We start from the raw sequence: 20,085 nt of genomic DNA, 5'->3' as shown, positions 1-20,085 counted from the left end.
AACTTTTTAGACAATACCGATGCGCAAGACCTTGATCTTTCTGACAATGTGCTAAGTTTAAGTAATGACGCTACCACTGTGGATCTTTCAGGTTACTTAGATAATACCGATGCGCAAACCTTAATACTTACCAATACGGATTTAAGCATTTCTGGCGGTAATAGTATTGATTTATCCTCATTGCGAGATGGCATAGGAACAGATAATCAAACTTTAGATTTACAAACAAATGCCTTAAGTATCACCAATGGGAATACCATTGATCTTTCTAGATATGTAAATACCGACAGTCAAAATTTGACAGGAGCTACTTTAAATGAGAGTAACCTTACTATTGAAATTGAAAATGGCAATTCAGTAACTGTAAACCTTAATCCCATAGTTGCTTCTCTGGAGAACGAGCTTGTAAACACTCAACAAGAAGTTGAAGATTTAATAGTAGAAAATACAACTCAACAAACTATAATCAATGAATTAATTGCGCGTATTGAAGCATTGGAACAAAATACAACTGGAATTCAAGACCCAACGACCAGATCAAATATTCCTATTTTGTATCAAAATATTCCAAATCCATTTAACGAAACTTCTACGATACGATATTATTTGCCAGAGGGAACACTAGATGCCTCTATGATATTTAGTACGATGACGGGTCAGGTATTTTCTAAGGTTGCTTTAACTCAAACGGGAGAAGGTGAACTAAATATTACCAGTAGTGGTTTAGCCCAAGGAACTTATTTCTTTACACTATATGTTGGAAGAACAAAAATTGATACTAAGAAAATGGTGATTAAATAATGCTATAATCATCATTTACAACCTATTTTATGGTTGAAGAGGCATAGTAGGTTTATTTATACATCAAAACCACTCACTTTGTTGGGTGGTTTAACTCATTATTGAATTAGGTGATTTTGAAGTTATGAAAATGAATATACATTCTAATTTTTTTATTTTCTTTACACTTAATAACACAGAGAGAAGAGAATACTTTGGCAAGATTACAACAAGAATTTCAATCAGCTTATACAAAAACAGATAGTATTGCTTTGTTATTAAATTTAGCAGAATTTCAATACGATCAGGATTTTAGTAATGCAAACTATACTCATAAAAATGCTTCGATAGGTCAACCTGGAAATTTTAGAACAAATTAAATTGTCATAGGTAAATGTTGAAATTGTAAGTTCTTTTTTTAAATTTTGTAATAACTTGAAAACCATAAGTAGTACTATTTTGATAGAGGTCTTTTTATTTTAGAGGAAGCAATCAGTAATTTTTTATTAAAAATTATGTAATCAATCTCTTATGAAAATTCGACTTCTTTTAACCTCGCTATTTCTATCCATACTATTGCTAAGTTGCAAACAATCAAATCCCAAAGAAATAATTACTAATGAAGACTCTAAACCAAAAATTGCAGAACGCTATACTGCAGATTGGCAATCTTTAAAAAAGCATAATGCAGCCCCCGAGTGGTTTCAAGATGCTAAATTTGGTATTTATTTTCATTGGGGAGTGTATTCTGTTCCTGCATTTGGTAATGAATGGTATCCTAATAAAATGTATAAGCCGGGAACAAAAGAATTTGAACATCATAAAAAAACTTATGGAGACCAATCAGTATTTGGATATCACCATTTTATTCCCAAGTTTACGGCAGAGAATTTTGATGCTGACCAATGGGCAGACCTATTTAAAAAATCAGGAGCCAAATTTGCAGGCCCAGTAGCACAACATCACGATGGTTTTGCGATGTGGGACAGTAAAGTTAATCCTTGGAATGCCAAAAATAAAGGTCCTAAAAAGGATATCACTGGTGAGCTTGCAAAAGCCTTGAGGAAAAAAGAAATGAAACTCATTACTACCTTTCATCATGCGCGTAACTTGCAACGTAATATTACTAATCCTAACCGGTTAGATGCTTTTGATAGCCATTATTTTTATAATCCAAAATATCATACGGGTACAAAAGATCCGGAACTAGGAAAGTTGTATGGCCTAATTTCATCTAAAGAATTTGAGCAATACTGGTATGATCAAATAGTAGAAGTAGTAGATCAATATCAGCCAGATATCATTTGGTTTGATACCTGGTTTAATAGTATAGATCAACAAAAGGTAAAAGAGATGTGCAGCTATTATTTTAATAATGCCAAAACTAATGATCAAGAAGTCGTTATTGCCTATAAACAATCTGATTTGCCAAAAGAAATAGGAGTAAAGGATATAGAACAGGGAGGAAGGCGTGAATTAGGAGAGTTACCATGGATGACTGATATTACGCTAAGTAATAATTCATGGTGTTATGTGTCTGGACAAACCTATAAGACTGCTGATTTAGTACTTCGAAATATGATAGATGTTGTTAGTAAGAACGGAGTTGTGCTTTTAAATATTTCTCCAAAAGCAGATGGTACCATTCCGCTAGAACAGCGAAAAGTATTAGAAGAATTAGGAGATTGGTTCTCAAAATACGGAGAAGCTATTTATAATACCAGACCCTACAGTATCTTCGGATTTGGAACTGCTACTGCCGAAGCCGGTGAGTTTGGCGGACAATCTGCTACAGTAGCCTATACATCAGATGATGTAAGGCTAACCCAGTCTAAAGATGGAAAAACAGTGTATATGATGTTATTGGGTAAGCCACAAGCCGGCAAAAAAATAAACTATCATATGCTTTCTCCACATAGGTATTACCCCAATTCTGATGTAAAAAAGATAACGTTACTAGGGACCAATATTCCTGTAGAATTCCATTCTGATGATTATAGACAATTTGAAATTACAATCCCTAATGCACCAATGGATGAATTAAGTACGGTATTTAAAATTGAATTAGAATAAACAAGATATTTAGATTGGTTAGGCGATATTATAATAGATTAACCTTAGTGCCACTTTTGGCAGATTTATAAATGGCTTCTACAATTCTAATATCCTTAATACCATCTTCTCCTGGTACGATAACCGGTGTATTATTGATAATTGCCAAAGCATCATCATCCATTTGTTTAGCCTGTTGACTTTCGATATATTGATTAAGAAGTTTACCGTCACTGGCTTTTCCTTTTACTCCTGTATACATAGAAAACGGAGCTAAAGTATACCATCCATTTTCACAGTTTACATATAATTCATGCATAGATTTACCTAAACTTGTTTTGCAATGTGCGATAACCCCCGAAGGAAATTCTAGAGTAAAGTGAGTTGTTTCATCAGTTTCCGTAAATATTTCGGGACGCGTTGTCATTTGCTGTGCTATGACTGATATTGGCTCTTCTCCGGTGGTATATCTGGCAGCGTTTAATGGATACACACCCAAGTCATACATAGCACCACCACCAAGATCACTATCTAATCGCCATGTTTTAGCTGGTTTACCAACATTATAACCCAATTCAGCTCTAAGGCTTTTGATTTTTCCGTAAGGTTTTGAGTTTGCCCATTTTATTACTGTTTGTGTATTAGGTTCGTGTTGCATACGATACCCTATAGAAAGTTTCACTTTGTTTTTGGTGCAAGCATCTATGATAGATTTACATTCAGCTTCTGTTTTTGCCATTGGTTTTTCACACCAAACATGCTTTCCGGTATTGGCTGCTTCAATAGCATATTTAGCATGTAAACCTGTTGGTACTACAATATAAATAACATCAATATCTGGATTGTTTGCAATTAGACGCATTGTATCATAATTGTAAACATTTTTATCTGGAATATTATATTTTTTTTGCCATTTAGGAATTTTCGAAGGAGTACCTGTAACGATTCCCGTAAGTTGACAATGCTTCGTCATTTGTAAGGCAGGGGCTAAAATAACAGAGCTATAATTACCTAAACCTACTAGGCATACATTTAATTTTTTAGCATTAGGAGCTGCAAACAACCCATACGGAAACAAGCTGCTACCTAATAAAAGTCCAGTATTTTTAACAAATTCTCTTCTATTTTGCTTCATGTCCTGAAGATTTTAATCTACTCAGCAACATAAGGTAAGGCTAAATTTTTATTCTTATTGTTGTAGATTTGTTAAATCAAATAGTAAGGTTTTTAAAAATTAATGGTATTAAATTATACCGCATTTTGTCTTATAGTTTCTTGTAATTTTAAAATATTACCAAGACTTTTAAAATACAATCGTTTAGATTTAGCAATTATATTTTCTAATTGCATGAGAAAAGAATTTAATTTGGGGCCATCTAACGTAGCACTTGAAATAAATTCTACATCTTCATCTAAGAGATGATCCTTTAACGAGGAAATATGTTTAGTATTATTCATAGGGGGTAACCTAAGCACATCAACTTCTTTTAAAGCTTCAGTAGTTTGATTATATAACATATTAAACTTTCTTGCAAAATTAGAAACTTCACTTTCACTTAAATTACCAATAGTATTGATTTCGTTGATTTTTAGATGAAATTCATTTTGAATATCAATAAAGGCTTTGTGGTATTTTTGAAATTCAAATTGAAAGCGATAACGAAGTAGTAATTCTTCTTTCTTTTCTGGAGTTGCTATTGCATAGGTCGAAGCAAAAACTTTTTTATCAAAATCTTCAAACCATTTGTCCTGATCTAATTCTTCGATAAGATCTTTATATACTTTTTCGGCCTCTTTATTTGAATATTTATTTCCTCTAAAGTTAAATTGCTTCTCTTTAGATTGTTTGTTAAGCACTTTGGCAAGGAGTTGAAGTTCTTCGTCTACAACTTTTTCTTTTGCCATTTTTTCTGTTAGTTGATGGCTATATAAATCCTTCAATTTGTCGATACTATTTGATGAATCAATAGCATAAGTAGAAAGCATTGACTCTATGCTGTCTAGAGAGAATTCTGTCATGAAACGGTTATCATAATTGCCTAAATACTTTGAATCAAATTGTGTTTCTTCAATTTCGGATTTTATAAATTCTTCTACTTCAGAAGCCTTGGTAAACTTTGCGTCTTTAGGTAAGTTAAAATTTAAAGTAATTAAATTCTTTGTTACCTTCTCACAAAGTGCATCTTTATCACCAAATAATATCCATGGTGATCTAGCATCTTCGACTCCTTTAATATATTTTTTCTTGGCATTATCTTCTCTTTTATATCCAGAAGGATGCGAGGCATACATATTAGGAATATTTGCATCATCATCTTCTAAAAATACCCTTTGATGATTACAGTTTTCTAATAGCTTCTCTTTAAACTCTTGTTGAGTTTCTTTAAGGTATTCGTATGCTCTGGTATGATGATATAATAAATCCGTAGTGTATTTTTTATCTTGAATGGCAGAATAAATATGTTCTGATGCAAAATTAAAGGCTTGTGAGGTGGCGTCTAACTTGTATAGTCCATTTACGATAGCATCACTTCCGGTAACGCTTACAGCTACCAGATCGGCATGATATTCCATTTGTCTGGACAATGAGGATTGTAAAATATTTATGCCTTTATAGATTAGGATCATTAATTGACGAGTGGTCCAAACTGCAGGCATTAATAACCAAGCAAAAATTGCAATCCTAATATCAGAATTTTTCATGGATTCTAAGGTGTGATCCCAACTATCTCGCTCGTTAACCATATCATAAATAATACGATTGGTCATATATACATAACTGCCCAGGCGCATACTGCTTTGTGAGAAATGACCAAATTCGTGTGCCAGAACGGCTTTAAACTCGGTAAGATTAAGTCCATTAACTAACCCAAGTCCGATTAATAGGTTTTTTTTGGTTGGAACGAATAAACTTAGAATAGTACTATTATAAAAAACCGCTGCGTTGATTTCGTGATTGACATATATTTTTTTGGGGAAAGGAGCATTTGTTTCACTGCTTAACTTTCGGATGAATTGAAATAATTTAGGATGTTCATCTTCTTTGATTTCAATGTTTAGTGGGTTGTCATCCAGACGTTGTTTCTTAAATAAGAATTTAACCATAAATAATACAAACATTGCACTCATACCAATAGTTCCTATTTTAAGAAAAATAGTAAGCTTGTTAATATCGCCAATATCATAGGTTATGGCGAGATAAAGCAAATACATAGAACCAGCAACAGCTGCAGAATAAATTAAAAAAAATAGAACAATACCAAGTAATACGATAAGTACATTGTTTTTGTAACTGGCATTAATTTTGGTGAAATCCTTGCGGTCAAGCTCTGGACTTATTGGATAGAATTCTTCCATGAAACTAATTGATTAAGAATACATAATAAAAATATACGAAATATAAAATATACGAATATAAGAGAGTATCCCTATTTTAAATTACAGAAATCTGTATCAGGAAGAATTTGATATTGATATTTTGAAAAAGGATTTTTAAATATCTATATACCGAGCGACTGTTCTTTCACTTTCGACCTCGCCAGTATGTTTTGTGGTTTGCTTCTCAAAAAGAAGCACATGTACTTCTTCATTATCAACAGTAGAAGGACAATGCTCTACCCCTTTAGGAACTACAATTAATTCGCCAGGATTAACAAGAACTGTTTTATCTCTAAATTTCATATGAAGTGTGCCTTTTATTACTTGAAATAGTTCGTCTTCATCGTCATGTTTATGCCAGATAAAGTCACCAGATAATTTTGCCAGATAAATTTGGTTGTCATCAACAGTAGCAATGCGATGGGGATGCCATTGCTTATCAAATTGAGATAATTTTTCTTTAATACTAATCGCTTCCATAAAACAATACTTTTTTACCCAAACAAGGTACTTATTTCGTCTGTGATACGTGCTGGTCTTAACGTTTCTTTAAGCAGTAGACACCAGCTCGTTTTTGCCGAAACGATAAGTTTATTTGTGGTACTGTTTATAATTTTGGTATGACGTTCACTTTTTACTCCCCTGTGATGGTCTATCCAAGTTTGTATAGTTAGTACGTCATTCTCAAAAGCTGCATGATGATATTTTATAAGGTGATTAAGAACCACCCACACATAGGTTTCTCTAATTTTTTCACTGGTTTTAGATTCCCAATGTTTTTTAGCGATATCCTGTACCCATTGAAGATAGACGACATTATTAACATGATGCATTTCATCTATGGCAGATTTTGGTACTGTAAATTGATATTCAAAAATTTCGGGTTGCATTTGAGTGTGGTTTTATGTGTATGTCAAAAATAACTATAGAAAAGGATAATCTGTGATTAAGATGCAGATATGTTTATGTTACTATAAAAGTAGCGGGTTATGCTTTTTTTGTGGCAATAATAATTCCAGAAGCCCAATTCATTTTGGTTAGATTAAAATCTTTCCTGTTTTCTAAAGTTTTAATTAATTGATCTACTTTTTGTTGGTGTCCTACAGGCCAATTAGATTGTGTTATCATATCATCAATCACATAAAACCCATTCGGTTTTACTAATGCCAATGTTTCTTCTAATTCATAAAACTTTCCAGGCCATGTATCTGCAAAGATGAGGTCGAATTTTTGACCAGTATAGTTTTTGATCCATGTCGCTCCATCTGTGTTAATTATTGTTACTCGTTCTTCGTTTTTAAAGTATTCTTGAATGCTTTTGATGAGTTTTGGATCATTATCTAATGTGGTCAGTTTTGATGAATCATCCATTCCGGTAATCATCCACGATAATGATAGACCTATACCAGTTCCTAATTCTAATATATTAGCATTGGGTTTAGAAGTTATTAATGTTTTTAAAAGTGTTCCGATATAGGGATCCGATGGCATTGAAAAGTTAATTTCTTTAGATAGCACTTCTAATGCTGAATATACCTTTGGAAAATCTGTAATATTTGAGTCGTTCATAGAGTTTTTGTGTTGGGTTGAAACACAAAACTATGTATATCGTTTTTTTAGAAAATCAGTTGTATGTATCAATTACGATGTTCATGCTTTTTAGATCTAAGGTTTAAAACCAAGTACAATCTATCTGTTCAATTTGTTTTGAAATTAAAAAAGGCTTCAACAGAAAAGTTTCTATGAAGCCTTAGTTTTATATAAAATTATATTTTGTGATCACTATTGTAGCACTCTAATTCCAGAATAGTTTGCCGTAAAACGACCATCTCTTATTTCTCTATATACACCGTTAGGTCGTCCATCCATATTATCTAAATACATCATAAGGTCACCTTGTTCATTAATTAAAAGAAGTTGTTCTATTCCTCCTGGAAAACGTAAAATAGCCGCGGCATTTATTTTGTTGAATACCGTACCGTCTGGATCACTTGAGGTATTTAGTTCTGTTAAATTCTGCGCTGCAACATTGCTACGTCTAGTACTTGATGAAAATAAATTTTGCACAAACCTTGGCGACTCTCCAGAAAAAACGATAGAAGTCATTCTGTTATTACTGGCCATTGAGAAAGGTAGACCAGCTGCAGCAGAAATACTTTCAGAACTAAGATCATAGCGTGTTGGTTGCCCACTACGCAAGTCGATCCCCAGAATATTTGCAATTGAACTGATTGGGTCGTAAGTGCCAATTGGATTTGGATCTGAAATATTAAAGTTATCATTTAAATCAAAAGTCTGCGATACCCTTCCGCCGTTATCAATAAGAATAATAGAAGTGTCGTTAAAACCTTTAGATTTTTCTGTAAATTTTAAACCAGCTCCAACATTGTCTAAGTCACTCACTCCTAATGGTCCATTAGGATCATTATGATCAAATGTGCCTAATACCTGGCCAATTCCCGCATCGTAGATGGCATATTTATTACCTACACTATTATAAACCCCTATTGTTGTTCCTTGTATATTAAAAGCAGCTCCTATACTATCATCGGCTCCAAAAATATCAACTAAATTTCGGTAGGCTATTAATGGTAACTGACCTTTTTCTTCGCAAGTTGTTCTATCAAATTGAGTCGTTAAATCGGCGCCTACAATCTGATCAGGGCGCTCTACGCTACGCACTACATAAGAAATAGGTAATGCAAAACGTAAGTCCGAACTTTGTCCTAATGCATCAGCGATGTCTTGAATATTTGTTTCTCCAATTAGTTCAAAAGATGTACTAGCAGGTCCTCCGTATGCAATAACTTTTATTTTTAGGTCTTGTAAAGATGAAACAGAGTTAATATCTAAACCGGCAGACCCTTGAACAGCCAGACCTGAAAAACTTGCATTAATACTTGAGTTCATTTCTTGACGAGAAGAAGTTGATTCTATTAACATATAAAAAATACGTCCAAAAGTTACGGAAGAAACAAATGTTGCTGGATTATCGGGCTGTACAAATACTTCTAAATCTTCAGGAGTAACACTTTCGTCAAAAATTTGTCCAATATCAGTAGGTAAATCAAAACTAATGGTGTACATACTTTGATCTAGTTTTACCAAAGTGCGATTGAACTCTTTTTCTGAACTAAATTCAAAACTGCTTGAAACATTTGCTCGGAAAGCTCTTATATTGATTCCTAGCTCTACTGCCAAATGTTCTTCAGACTCGACCTGTTCAATATCCACAGTGAAATTTGCTGGAGCCTCTTCTCCAGAGGTATTTATTATTTGATTAATAGCTTCTTGTATGGTACTTCGTTTTACTTGATCCACCGTTACAGCAGACTGAAGATTTCCGTTATTGATATTCATAGAAATAGTTCCTCCTGCACGTTCGACAACAATTGGAGAAGGTGTAGGTTCTGCTAGTGTTTTTCCTTGTAATAGATTTCCAGGGAACACTACTTCTGCATTTGTTTCAAATAAGTTAAACCTTCCGGTACCATCTTTTAGATCCACGGTTTCGGTATTACAAACGAACCTTGAGGTGGTTCCATCCCCGTTATCTTCGTCTATAGTGGTTTTTTCTTGCGATAGAATACGCTCTATTCTTTCTTCATTAAAAGAGGGAATTTGATTTCCGATTGAAAATACTTCGTCGTAGGTTAAAGAGTTTTCATTGGGATCGGGGTTTGATGGATCTGATGATTCATCACTACTGCAACCGAAAGTGGACAATAAAAATACTAGTATACTTAAGGAGCTAAATAGTTTTGATAGCTTTTTCATAATAATTTTTAATTTTTTTAAATAAATGATTTGATTGTACAATCTTACGATCACACCATTTATTTAAAAAAAGAAATAAGTTGAGGACGAAAAAAAAGCATTTAAAAGGAATATTTGCAGTTGTACTAATACAAATTGCTGTTTAAAATGAACCATTTGAGAAAGGATAGTTTACTGTTTTTCTCAAAATTATGCTATCTACATCGATTGTTTTATGAATATTGTTAATCCCAATCAATTACGATGTTCATGCTTTTTTTAGAGCAGAGATGGCAATGGCAGCTTTTACAAACTTTGAAAAAAGGTTTGTAAAACTATATTATAAAGTACGGTTTAGCTCGCTTTAAAACCCAAGAATGAGTTTAGCGATATAAAAGAATAAAAAGATACCAAAGATATCATTACTTGTGGTTATAAAAGGGCCTGTAGCGATTGCAGGGTCAATACCTCTTTTATCAAGAATAATAGGAACAAAAGTCCCAACCAAGGCAGCTACTATAATAACGCATAGCATTGAAATAGCTATGGTAAAACTGAATAAAAGATCCATGCCATCAAAAAAACCAAAGAGAATAACAAGAATTCCTAAAGTAACACCACTAATTAAACTAAGTCCAATTTCTTTAACTAATCTGCTAAATAAGCTACCTTTTACATTATCATTAGCTAATCCTTGAACGATAATAGCAGATGATTGTACGCCAACATTACCTGCCATTGCGGCGATTAGGGGAGTAAAAAAGAAGAGTTCTCTGTATTTGGTAAGTGCAACTTCAAAATTTTCCATAATAAATACACTACCTAACCCTCCAAAAAGGCCTAATATGAGCCACGGTAATCTTGCTCTGGTGAGTTCCCAAACACTATCATCGGCTTCTACATCTTGAGAAATACCCGCTGCTAATTGATAATCTTTTTCGGCTTCATCTTTAATAAAATCTACCATATCGTCTATAGTAACACGGCCAACTAATACTTCATCATGGTCTACTACAGGAATAGCCTCAAGATCATATTTTTGCATTACTCTAGCTACTTCTTCTCCTTCGGTATCTACAGTTACAGAATCAACCTTAGGAATATAAACTTCACTGATATGGGTCTTTGCAGATGCTGTTAGTAGATCTTTTAGAGATAGTCTTCCTTTTAATTTACCTTCTTTATCAACTACATATATAGAGTGAACTCGAGTTACCTTTTCTGCTTGTCTTCGCATTTCACGAACGCAACCAGCTACGGTCCAGGTTTCTTTTACTTTTACTAGTTCCTTGGCCATAAGTCCTCCAGCGGTATCTTCGGCATAAGAAAGTAACTCTTTAATATCTTCTGCGCGCCTCTCATCTTCAATTTCGGCAATAACCTTTTCTGCACGTTCCTCAGGAAGTTCGGCAACGACATCCGCAGCATCATCAGTATCCATTTCCTCGAGTTCTTCTGCAATTTCTTTTACAGAAAGATTTTCAAGAATTCGTTCACGAAAATCCTCTTCAAGTTCCATAAGAGCTTCAGAAGTTTTTTCGCTGTCTAATAATTTAATCAGATATGTCGCTTGGGATAGATTAAGTTCACTAATAATTTCGGCAACATCGGCAAAATGTATTTCATGTAGTACAGTATTTAATTGAGTCTCATCCTCTATTTTTATTAGATCTTTGACCTCTTTGATAAGCTCATCTGTTACTTGAAATTGCATATACTACTATTTAGTGATCCCTTTTGCAAACGCTGACAAAGATAACCAAAGAATTTAATTGAACTTTATGCCGATGTTAAAGATATTACTCTTGAGATTTTTCTAAAATCGAAGTCAATTCTAAAAACTGTTGAACAGAAAGTTGCTCAGGTCTTTTGGCCATAATTTCTGAAGCTTTAATCTCATCAGAGAGTTGAAAAACTTTTAAACTATTTCTTAATGTTTTTCGGCGTTGTCCAAAAGCGGTTTTGACTACCCTGAAAAATAGTTTTTCATTACAAGGTAACGAATAATCTTTTTTTCGAATTAACCTTAAAACACCACTATCTACTTTTGGCGGAGGGTTAAAAACATCGGGAGGTACGCTAAATAAGTATTCTGCATCATAAAACGCTTGTGCAAGTACTGAGAGAATACCATAAGCTTTACTTCCTTCTTTTTCGCAAATGCGTTGTGCTACTTCTTTTTGAAACATCCCTGTAAATTCAGGAATACGATCTCTATGTTCTATGGTTTTAAAAACAATTTGAGTAGAAATATTATAAGGGAAGTTTCCAGTAATAGCAAATTGCTCATTGGGAAACAACGAGTCTAGATCAAATTTTAAGAAATCAGCTTCTAAAACTTTAAAAGAAGTGTTTCTTAAAACCTCATTATGTTCTAATTGAAAACTAGTGTTTAAATACGCTATGGATTCACTATCTAAATCCATGGCAATAAGATTTAGATCTTTTTGCACTATGTATTTTGTAAGAACTCCCATACCGGGTCCTATCTCAATTACATTTTGATAGCCATTAAGGGTAAGGGTATCTCCAATTTTTTTGGCGATAGGTTCGTCATTCAAAAAATGCTGACCAAGATGTTTTTTGGCCGTAACAGCAGTTTTTTCTGAGTTTTTGGTATAATTAGGATTATATTTTTTATGTTTCTTATGCTTAGCCATTTTGTTCACTCACAATTTCTAATTCTGTCCTAAAAGCTACAAATTTGCCAGCAAAACGATTACTTTCGGCTCTGAGTCGATCTGCATCTTCTGTGTAGTATTTTTGTAGCGTTTCTTTGTTTTTAGTAGTGTATTGCACAGAATATGTAATTCCACCCATTTCTTCTTCTACCAAAACTTTACTCATTAAAGCTTTGCTAAACTTACCAGTAGCGAGCATGTTAGGAATATGATTACCTTTCATCCAAGCAAGCCACTCGTCATGAATAGTTTCTTCTATATTTATGGTAACATTGTAGATATACATAGTAGTTGATGTACGATTTATAATCTGGCAAAAATAAACTAACCTTTACCATTCACCAACTAAATACTAATTAATAGCGTCTCCTCTTAATGTTCTGTATTTTTTTCTGGCAGCTACAAAATAAATACTATCTGCATGATTAAAGATGATTTTTTCATACAGTTCTTTAGCCTTTTCTGGAGTGTTTAATTGATTAGAGTACAATTCTGCAAGCCAATAATAGGCATCATCTGCTAGAATATCATCAGCATAAAATTCTATAATTTTGAGATAGTTCACTTTTGCTCGTTCATACTGCTTTTCTGTTTCTAACAATTTTGCTTGTCTTAAAAATGCTTCATCTTCTATTTTTTCACCTCTATGCTCTGTTAAGATTTTTTCATACATCGCAATAGCTTCTTCATTTTTATTTTGAAAGGCGAGTAAATCGGCTTTAGCAAAAATCTTAAGAGCGGTGTGTGTAGAATCTTCCTGCGAATTATCACTAATAATTAAGCTTAGTTCCATCGCATCATTAGCAATGAGTTGTGAAGTAGATGATTTTAAAACATCTAATTGGGTCTGCGCCCAAGAAAAATCACCCTTGTAATAACTGGTTTTTGCTACTTTAAATCGCGCATCTTGTGCCAGAAAATTGTTTTTTAATGCATTTTGTACCTGAGTATAGTAGATTAATGCCTGATTAAATTTTTGATCTAGTACGAGTATGTCGGCAATTTCCATTTTAATTCGAGAAGATTGAAATCTTGATAAACGTTCACGTTTCACTAAATCTTTTAAAAACCGAATTGCTTCTTGTTTTTTATCTTGATTGAATGCTAGAAAATGTGCATAGTCTATTTGTAAACCAATTGTTGCACTTGATTTTCCGTATTCATTAAAAACTGTATTGTATTGTTCGACAATGGTTTTGTATTCTTTTTTATTTGCATTATCGACTTTGGCCTTTAGAATAATTTTATGTGCTGTTAGTTTCATGTCTTTTGATGCAGGAGTTTCAAGCACATAATCCAGGATTTCGGTAGCTGACTTAATATCTTTTTCGGAAATAGCTATTCTAGCTAAATCAATAATACCCTGTGGCCCTTCATCATTTCGTTTATAAATAGCCTTTTCATGAACAAATGCTTTTTTAAATTCTTTTTGTTGTATAAATAACCAACTAAGCATTTCATTATAGAGTATGTCAGGATTCTGTTGCAGCCTTTTGATAAGTAGTTTTTTAAAAATAACGTTAGCTTCGTTAGTAGGGTCATCAAGGATATAATCACTAAAATTTCGTTGAACTACATTCACATAATTTGGTTGTGATTGTAATAATGAAAGATAACTATCAAACATTTTTTCTAGTTTTCCTTGTTCACCATAGATTTTTGCCAATTGCACATTAAAATTGGCTCTAGGATTATCTTCCATTCCTTTTTCATAAACAAGTGCTGCTTGGTCTAAAAGACTATATTTTTCAAATGTTTGTGCTAGAGAATATGCATTGTTTATAGTATGATTTTCGAAAGTTGTTATCGCTTTATTATAGTAAATAGTAGCTTGCTCAGAATTGTCTTGTAAATCATAATGGTGCCCTAATTCTACTAATATTTGAGCATTATTAGGGATTTGTTCGATTCTCTTTTTAAGAATATTCTCTGCCTTTTCGAATTGTTCTAGTTGTTGATGAGATTGTACTAAACCTAATAAATAATTAATTCGATTAGGATTTTTATCATAAAGCTTTTGATAAATAGATAAGGCCTTTTCATATTGTCCCTGTTGCATATAGTTTTTCGCCAATTGCTCTGATTGGGCAACTATTGAAAAAGTAAAAAATAGGGCGATATACAAAAATACAGTACGCATCTAGCAGGTTTTTTTGTAAATATAAGAAATAGTTAGTAGTCTTTAGTGGTGTATGAACCATAAAGCACTAGTTACTATATCTTAAAAAAATGCTAATCAATCCATTCAAATCCGCAATACGGAACGAGTACGTCAGGGATTTTAATTCCTTTAGGAGTTTGATAGTTTTCTAATATACCGGCTAAAACTCTTGGGAGTGCTAAAGAACTTCCGTTAAGAGTATGTACTAATTGGTTTTTACCATTTGTATCTTTAAAACGTAGTTTTAGACGATTTGCTTGATAGGATTCAAAATTAGAAACAGAACTGATCTCTAACCAACGATCTTGGGCGGTAGAAAATACTTCAAAATCATATGTCAATGCAGAGGTAAACCCTGTATCACCACCACATAAACGTAAGATACGATATGGTAATTTTAATTCTCTAAGGATTTCCTTTACATGATCAACCATACCATCTAAGGCTTTGTATGAATTTTCTGGTTTTTCGATACGCACAATCTCTACCTTATCAAATTGATGCAAACGATTTAATCCACGTACATGAGCCCCATAAGATCCTGCTTCTCTTCTAAAACATGGGGTATATCCAGTACAACAAATTGGTAATTCATTTTCGGTAACAAGTTCATCTCTAAACATATTTGTTACAGGAACTTCTGCAGTAGGAATCAAGTATAAGTCATCACCCGTGACATGATACATTTGTCCTTCTTTATCAGGTAACTGACCTGTGCCATAGCCAGAAGCTTCATTGACTAAATGCGGTACTTGAAACTCTTTGTATCCAGCTGCGGTATTTTTGTCAAGAAAATAACTTATTAAGGCACGTTGTAGTCTTGCCCCTTTACCTTTAAAAACAGGAAAACCTGCACCTGTAATTTTTACACCTAGTTCAAAATCAATAATATCATATTTTTTGGCAAGCTCCCAGTGTGGTAGAGCTCCATCATCAAGCTTAGGAATATCCCCTTCCTTATACACTTCTTCATTATCTTCATCAGTTAATCCGTTGGGTACTGATGCGTGAGGAATATTTGGGATCGTGTATAACAAATCTGTAAGTTCATTCTGTAAATTAGTTAGAGTTACAGAGAGTTCTTTAGAACTTTCTTTAAGTTGAGCGGTCTTTTCTTTTAAAAGATTAGCTTTTTGCTGCTCTCCGTTTTTAAAAAGCATCCCTATCTCTTTAGAAAATTTATTAGAGTCGGCGAGGATGTTATCTAACTTTGCTTGTGTCCCGCGACGATCTTCGTCTAAAGCAATGACCTTGTCTAAAACCGAAACAGCATCAAAATTACGCTTGGCTAGGGCCTTGATATACTCTTCTTTATTTGCTATGATTTGTGATACTACTAACATGATGTCTTTTTTGGGCGATTGTTAGGTTATTGGTTACATCTTTTTTACACCCTTTAACAAGCTCTGGGCACTAAAAAAAGGATATTACTACTATCCCTATCGCGTTGGAAAATGCAAATGTAAATAAAGCTTCGGTTTTGTTGGATTAAAATGTAAAAAAACATAATTAAAAATATAATGTTTAGACTTTACATTAATGTATGCGCTATGCGTCTACCTCTAATTAAGGTTGTCGGGATATTGGTAAAAAATTAGGATAAATTAAATGAGATCATCAAGAATTAAATGAAATAACTGTTAAATACTTAATAGTGAATGCTTTGTTTGACGATTTGTAACTATATTTATAATTGGTCAACCAAAATGAATGATACTTTGTATTACGTTAAAATTAATTTAGTATGACTACTATGTAAAAATATGATCTATAGAAATAGATGGTGCACATCAAAACAGTAACTATTTTTTAACACATAAATCAACAACTATGAAAAGCTCAATACTACAAAAACGGTATCGTGATACTGCATTTAATTATAGGCTCATTTTTTTAATTTTTATTGGAATTGTGTCTTTTACTTCTTGCTCTCATGAGGTGTTAGAAAGCAATAGCAATGTCCTAGCACTACAAAAAGGGTTGCCAATAGCTTGTGATATTATCGCAATCAAAGGAAATAATGGTAAATATGTTACTTCTCAAAATACGAATGTTCCAATAACTGCAAATCAGTTGACTGTTGGCGATTCAGAAAAATTTGAAGTTATCAACCGAAGCAATGGTCAAATCGCATTGCGTGGAAATAACGGAAGATATGTAAGTTCAGAAAATGGACAAAAAGCTATGACTTGTAATCGAACAGCTATAGGTGCTTGGGAACTGTTTGAGGTTATAGATCGAGGTACTAGTAAAATTGCATTACGAGGAAATAATGGAAGATATGTGAGTTCAGAAAATGGAAATAAACCATTAAACTGCAATCGATCCGCAATAGGTGCCTGGGAAATATTTGATGTAGAGGAGCAGTGTGGTGGCGGAGGTAACAATTATAATAACCCATATGATATCCCAAGATTTAAAGATGCTATTCGCAAGAGTAAATTACAAGCTCCTACTAGTAGCACTGCCGCAACTAGCAGTCAGCTGCAAGCCGGATATAGCTCTGATTGGTTTTATGTAGTAGATTCTGATAAAATTGGCTTTTACCAAACAGGATCTAGTAAAAGAACAGAATTACGTTTTTTGAATAACTGGAACGTGAATAATGGGAGTAGAAATGCCCACGCAAATCTAAAGTTTATTTCGCAATCCGGAGATCAAACTACATTTTTGCAAATCCATGACGATGCCAATGCTGGTAATGGTCCCAATAAACCCTTGTTACGAATGTATAGAAGTAAATCAAGAGGTAACGGAAACCATTTGTGGGCGGCAGTCAAAAAAGATAACGGGGGTAGTGCTACCCAACATATAGATTGTGGCCCAACACCTTCTGGGTATTTTGATTGTGATATTAGTATTAGTAATGGCAACATGACCATAAAAATTAATGGTAACACTAAAGTGAATAAAGATGTTTCTTATTGGAATTATCCTAGCTACTGGAAAGCTGGGGTGTACAATCAAAATTCTGGAGGAACAAGAATCAATTTTAATGAATTAGTCTGGAATTAAATACTAAAACAACAGTCACACATTCTTATTTTCGTCATAAACCGCTATAAAAATAGCGGTTTTGATTTTGATTTTTTTTGAATATTCGTACTTATAGATTATGTCTTGTTTTTTACTTTGAGAACAAAAGTGTAGTATTGTTATATGAAAAATATAATAAAGTTATCTCTTTTGTTGATTTTGAGTTTATATAGTAGTTGTAATAGTTCAACAGGTAAACAAGAGATAGAATATCATGAAAATGGTAATGTTAAAGGGATTGGACAGGTTAAACAATCTAAGAAAATAGGAGTTTGGGTATATTATGATGAAGACGCTGCAGAAGCAGATTCTATACCCTATAAAAATGGAGTTAAGGAAGGAGAAGCTAGAGCATATGATTTAAGAACCAATACACTATCCAAAAGAGGAAACTATAAGAATGATAAACAACATGGAGTATGGGAAACCTATCATTTTGATGGCGCTGTGCACTCAAGAGCAACATTCGAAAATGGAACTCCTATAAAAGAGCTAAACTATTTTTTTGCAAACGGAAAGCCTAAGATGAGTACACCAATACAAAATGGGAATGTACATGGTGTCTATAAAGAGTACTACGAAAACGGAGAATTATCAATCACAGGCTATTATAATAATGGAGAAAGAGATGGCGAATGGAAAGAGTATAGTGAAGAAGGACTCATTAAAGAAGTGTATAACTATCAATCTGGGTTGTGGCACGGAAAATATGAAAAATATCACCCAAATGGGAAGATTATGGAAAAAGGGCGATATGAATCAGATAATAAAGTGGGTATCTGGGAATATTTTGATGTTGATGGAAATCTGATCTCTACACAAGAAAATGAATAATTAGAACTCGTTGTTAGCTGCATAGCGGTTCATATGGTTATAATAATAGGGGTAGTTTGTAAATTTAAAACTATGATTACTAGTACAACAAAACGGTTTTTAGCATCGCTTTTAATTCTAATGGGATCGTTGTACAGAAATAAAAGAACTAGAAAATTTACATTGATTCCTATGTTGGTTATCGGGTTAGGATTTCTTATTCCTCAAAAAATGATTATTCCTGTTAAAGAAGCTAGTATAGCCGATTGGGATGATCATTCATTTTGGGCATATCCATGGGGAAGCTCGATTACACATAAAGGGATTGATATTTTTAAACCCAAGGGCACAGATGTCATTTCATCTACTTATGGGATTGTATTGTATACCTACGAAGGAGGCAAAGGAGGGAAGACGGTTATGGTATTAGGACCCAAATGGCGCTTTCATTACTACGCTCATATGGATGAGGTTGTTGCTTTTCCATTTCAACTTGTCGCATGCGGCACTAAACTTGGAACAGTTGGAACTACTGGAAATGCCGTTGGTAAACCTCCTCATTTGCATTATGCGATTACAACTCCTTTTCCGTATTGGTGGTTACGAGATCCTGAGGTCATACAAGGTAATCGAAAAATGTTTCATTTGGATCCCGATACGTGGTTGCGGGAGTAATTTTATAAAAAAAGTCCCGTTTAAATAATCATAACGGGACTTGTAATGTTTAGCATGATTAAAAAATCTATGGGTATAAGCAATCTTGGCTTTGAGGCGTAAATTCTAATTTAGTTAAATCATACCCTTGTAAAATAAGATTAACAAAAATTTTAAATAATGCTATTTTTTGTTTGAATGTTGTAATCTGAGGTGTTCTACTCAATAAAAATAAACTGTCCCTATTGGGGCCACTGACAACAGAAAAATTGTAAGGTTCGTCTTCATCAAAACCTATAAGATCAATAATCCAATAGTCCCCAGGAACTGGGCCAAAGAATACATTTAATTTTGCATTAGTTTGTTGATCTACTGCTACTGCAGTACCATTGATAGAATTAAACATACCCGTAGTAGTAAGAGTACAATTGTTAAAAACGCTAATTCCTTCTGCATTGAGTGCATAATCTGCAGTTGTGCAAGAGCAATTTTCACTAAAAAACGAAGGGAAATTAGCAAGTTCGTACCATCTGCCAGTATATCTGGATAGATCTACAAAATTTACTGTTTGTACTGGCCCTTTTTGTTGTTTTTTAAGGGAAGTTTGAGAAATGGCCTCATTTACAATAGATTGAATGTCGTTGTTGGCAATGGCCTCTATGCTTTTGGGATAATCTTTATCCAGAGATTGTTTTTCACAACTTGTTAGTAATAGGATAGATAATCCAATAGTTAGGACAGAAATAATGTTTTTCATAGGTGTAATAATTAAAA

Annotated in this window: 18 protein-coding genes; 6 read left to right on the top strand and 12 right to left on the bottom strand. The window is 33.5% G+C overall.

Translation table 11 applies throughout. From position 1 onward, the window contains the following. The 3 genes from AWE51_RS11040 to AWE51_RS11035 all read left to right on the top strand — a co-directional run. On the top strand, positions 1-801 hold an 801-nt coding region (locus AWE51_RS11040; RefSeq protein WP_157766075.1), incomplete at its 5' end, for a T9SS type A sorting domain-containing protein. A gap of 194 nt (positions 802-995) precedes the next feature. Then, entirely contained in the window at positions 996-1,160 is a 165-nt protein-coding gene (locus AWE51_RS26465) for a hypothetical protein (protein WP_157766074.1), read from the top strand. 151 nt (positions 1,161-1,311) lie between these two features. After that, positions 1,312-2,853 (top strand): alpha-L-fucosidase, encoded by a 1,542-nt coding sequence (locus AWE51_RS11035; protein ID WP_066313480.1) that lies wholly within the window; start codon positions 1,312-1,314, stop codon positions 2,851-2,853. A 28-nt stretch (positions 2,854-2,881) separates the two neighbouring features. Here AWE51_RS11035 and AWE51_RS11030 read toward each other — a convergent pair whose 3' ends face one another. The 11 genes from AWE51_RS11030 to serS all read right to left on the bottom strand — a co-directional run bounded on the left by AWE51_RS11030 (position 2,882) and on the right by serS (position 16,151). Continuing rightward, positions 2,882-3,967: a Gfo/Idh/MocA family protein gene (locus tag AWE51_RS11030; RefSeq protein ID WP_066313478.1), complete on the bottom strand. Its 1,086-nt coding sequence runs from the start codon at positions 3,965-3,967 to the stop codon at positions 2,882-2,884. A 113-nt stretch (positions 3,968-4,080) separates the two neighbouring features. Continuing rightward, a complete protein-coding gene (locus tag AWE51_RS11025; RefSeq protein WP_066313476.1) occupies positions 4,081-6,189 on the bottom strand; it encodes a M48 family metallopeptidase in 2,109 nt (702 codons plus the stop codon). Positions 6,190-6,324: 135 nt separating this feature from the next. Beyond that, positions 6,325-6,690, bottom strand: a complete 366-nt coding sequence (locus tag AWE51_RS11020) for a cupin domain-containing protein (protein ID WP_066313474.1) — start codon at positions 6,688-6,690, stop codon at positions 6,325-6,327. 14 nt (positions 6,691-6,704) lie between these two features. Continuing rightward, positions 6,705-7,100, bottom strand: a complete 396-nt coding sequence (locus AWE51_RS11015; protein ID WP_066313472.1) for an acyl-CoA thioesterase — start codon at positions 7,098-7,100, stop codon at positions 6,705-6,707. Positions 7,101-7,197: 97 nt separating this feature from the next. Continuing rightward, positions 7,198-7,779, bottom strand: coding sequence for an O-methyltransferase (locus AWE51_RS11010; protein WP_066313469.1), 582 nt, complete (start codon positions 7,777-7,779; stop codon positions 7,198-7,200). Positions 7,780-7,992: 213 nt separating this feature from the next. Continuing rightward, positions 7,993-9,987 (bottom strand): thiol-activated cytolysin family protein, encoded by a 1,995-nt coding sequence (locus AWE51_RS11005; protein ID WP_066313458.1) that lies wholly within the window; start codon positions 9,985-9,987, stop codon positions 7,993-7,995. Between the two features lie 343 nt (positions 9,988-10,330). Further along, the gene (mgtE, locus tag AWE51_RS11000; RefSeq protein ID WP_066313457.1) at positions 10,331-11,680 is read right to left on the bottom strand and encodes a magnesium transporter; all 1,350 of its coding nucleotides are present in this window, start codon (positions 11,678-11,680) and stop codon (positions 10,331-10,333) included. Between the two features lie 85 nt (positions 11,681-11,765). Then, complete coding sequence (gene rsmA, locus AWE51_RS10995) at positions 11,766-12,626, bottom strand: 16S rRNA (adenine(1518)-N(6)/adenine(1519)-N(6))-dimethyltransferase RsmA (RefSeq protein ID WP_066313455.1); 861 nt, start codon at positions 12,624-12,626, stop codon at positions 11,766-11,768. Next, positions 12,619-12,933 carry a DUF4286 family protein gene (locus tag AWE51_RS10990; protein WP_066313454.1) on the bottom strand — a complete coding sequence of 105 codons (315 nt, stop codon included), beginning with the start codon at positions 12,931-12,933 and terminating at the stop codon, positions 12,619-12,621. Before AWE51_RS10990 ends, rsmA begins: the two co-directional genes overlap by 8 nt. Before the next feature lie 66 nt (positions 12,934-12,999). Further along, positions 13,000-14,787: a tetratricopeptide repeat protein gene (locus AWE51_RS10985; RefSeq protein WP_066313452.1), complete on the bottom strand. Its 1,788-nt coding sequence runs from the start codon at positions 14,785-14,787 to the stop codon at positions 13,000-13,002. Between the two features lie 92 nt (positions 14,788-14,879). Continuing rightward, on the bottom strand, positions 14,880-16,151 hold the full coding sequence (gene serS, locus AWE51_RS10980) for a serine--tRNA ligase (protein WP_066313449.1): 1,272 nt from the start codon (positions 16,149-16,151) through the stop codon (positions 14,880-14,882). 487 nt (positions 16,152-16,638) lie between these two features. Here serS and AWE51_RS10975 point away from each other — a divergent pair, with 487 nt between their 5' ends. The 3 genes from AWE51_RS10975 (at position 16,639) to AWE51_RS10965 (ending at position 19,332) form a co-directional block, all read left to right on the top strand. Continuing rightward, the gene (locus AWE51_RS10975; protein WP_066313446.1) at positions 16,639-17,823 is read left to right on the top strand and encodes a polysaccharide lyase family 7 protein; all 1,185 of its coding nucleotides are present in this window, start codon (positions 16,639-16,641) and stop codon (positions 17,821-17,823) included. 144 nt (positions 17,824-17,967) lie between these two features. Next, complete coding sequence (locus AWE51_RS10970; protein WP_066313443.1) at positions 17,968-18,678, top strand: toxin-antitoxin system YwqK family antitoxin; 711 nt, start codon at positions 17,968-17,970, stop codon at positions 18,676-18,678. Positions 18,679-18,750: 72 nt separating this feature from the next. After that, positions 18,751-19,332, top strand: coding sequence for a M23 family metallopeptidase (locus tag AWE51_RS10965; RefSeq protein WP_082832404.1), 582 nt, complete (start codon positions 18,751-18,753; stop codon positions 19,330-19,332). 67 nt (positions 19,333-19,399) lie between these two features. On the opposite strand, the gene AWE51_RS10960 is transcribed toward AWE51_RS10965, so the two are convergent. Continuing rightward, a complete protein-coding gene (locus AWE51_RS10960) occupies positions 19,400-20,068 on the bottom strand; it encodes a lipocalin family protein (protein WP_082832403.1) in 669 nt (222 codons plus the stop codon). Positions 20,069-20,085: the final 17 nt, after the last annotated feature.

This window comes from Aquimarina aggregata (assembly GCF_001632745.1).
Lineage (GTDB): Bacteria > Bacteroidota > Bacteroidia > Flavobacteriales > Flavobacteriaceae > Aquimarina > Aquimarina aggregata.
Note: the sequence above shows the minus strand (reverse complement) of the source record. Positions and strands in the feature narration are given on the sequence as shown.

What these genes read in the sequence shown, in the direction of transcription:
- AWE51_RS11035 (WP_066313480.1), top strand. Translation starts at nt 1,312, where the DNA reads ATGAAAATTCGACTTCTTTTAACCTCGCTATTTCTATCCATACTATTG.
- AWE51_RS11030 (WP_066313478.1), bottom strand. Translation starts at nt 3,967, where the DNA reads ATGAAGCAAAATAGAAGAGAATTTGTTAAAAATACTGGACTTTTATTA.
- AWE51_RS11025 (WP_066313476.1), bottom strand. Translation starts at nt 6,189, where the DNA reads ATGGAAGAATTCTATCCAATAAGTCCAGAGCTTGACCGCAAGGATTTC.
- AWE51_RS11020 (WP_066313474.1), bottom strand. Translation starts at nt 6,690, where the DNA reads ATGGAAGCGATTAGTATTAAAGAAAAATTATCTCAATTTGATAAGCAA.
- AWE51_RS11015 (WP_066313472.1), bottom strand. Translation starts at nt 7,100, where the DNA reads ATGCAACCCGAAATTTTTGAATATCAATTTACAGTACCAAAATCTGCC.
- AWE51_RS11010 (WP_066313469.1), bottom strand. Translation starts at nt 7,779, where the DNA reads ATGAACGACTCAAATATTACAGATTTTCCAAAGGTATATTCAGCATTA.
- AWE51_RS11005 (WP_066313458.1), bottom strand. Translation starts at nt 9,987, where the DNA reads ATGAAAAAGCTATCAAAACTATTTAGCTCCTTAAGTATACTAGTATTT.
- mgtE (WP_066313457.1), bottom strand. Translation starts at nt 11,680, where the DNA reads ATGCAATTTCAAGTAACAGATGAGCTTATCAAAGAGGTCAAAGATCTA.
- rsmA (WP_066313455.1), bottom strand. Translation starts at nt 12,626, where the DNA reads ATGGCTAAGCATAAGAAACATAAAAAATATAATCCTAATTATACCAAA.
- AWE51_RS10990 (WP_066313454.1), bottom strand. Translation starts at nt 12,933, where the DNA reads ATGTATATCTACAATGTTACCATAAATATAGAAGAAACTATTCATGAC.
- AWE51_RS10985 (WP_066313452.1), bottom strand. Translation starts at nt 14,787, where the DNA reads ATGCGTACTGTATTTTTGTATATCGCCCTATTTTTTACTTTTTCAATA.
- serS (WP_066313449.1), bottom strand. Translation starts at nt 16,151, where the DNA reads ATGTTAGTAGTATCACAAATCATAGCAAATAAAGAAGAGTATATCAAG.
- AWE51_RS10975 (WP_066313446.1), top strand. Translation starts at nt 16,639, where the DNA reads ATGAAAAGCTCAATACTACAAAAACGGTATCGTGATACTGCATTTAAT.
- AWE51_RS10970 (WP_066313443.1), top strand. Translation starts at nt 17,968, where the DNA reads ATGAAAAATATAATAAAGTTATCTCTTTTGTTGATTTTGAGTTTATAT.
- AWE51_RS10965 (WP_082832404.1), top strand. Translation starts at nt 18,751, where the DNA reads ATGATTACTAGTACAACAAAACGGTTTTTAGCATCGCTTTTAATTCTA.
- AWE51_RS10960 (WP_082832403.1), bottom strand. Translation starts at nt 20,068, where the DNA reads ATGAAAAACATTATTTCTGTCCTAACTATTGGATTATCTATCCTATTA.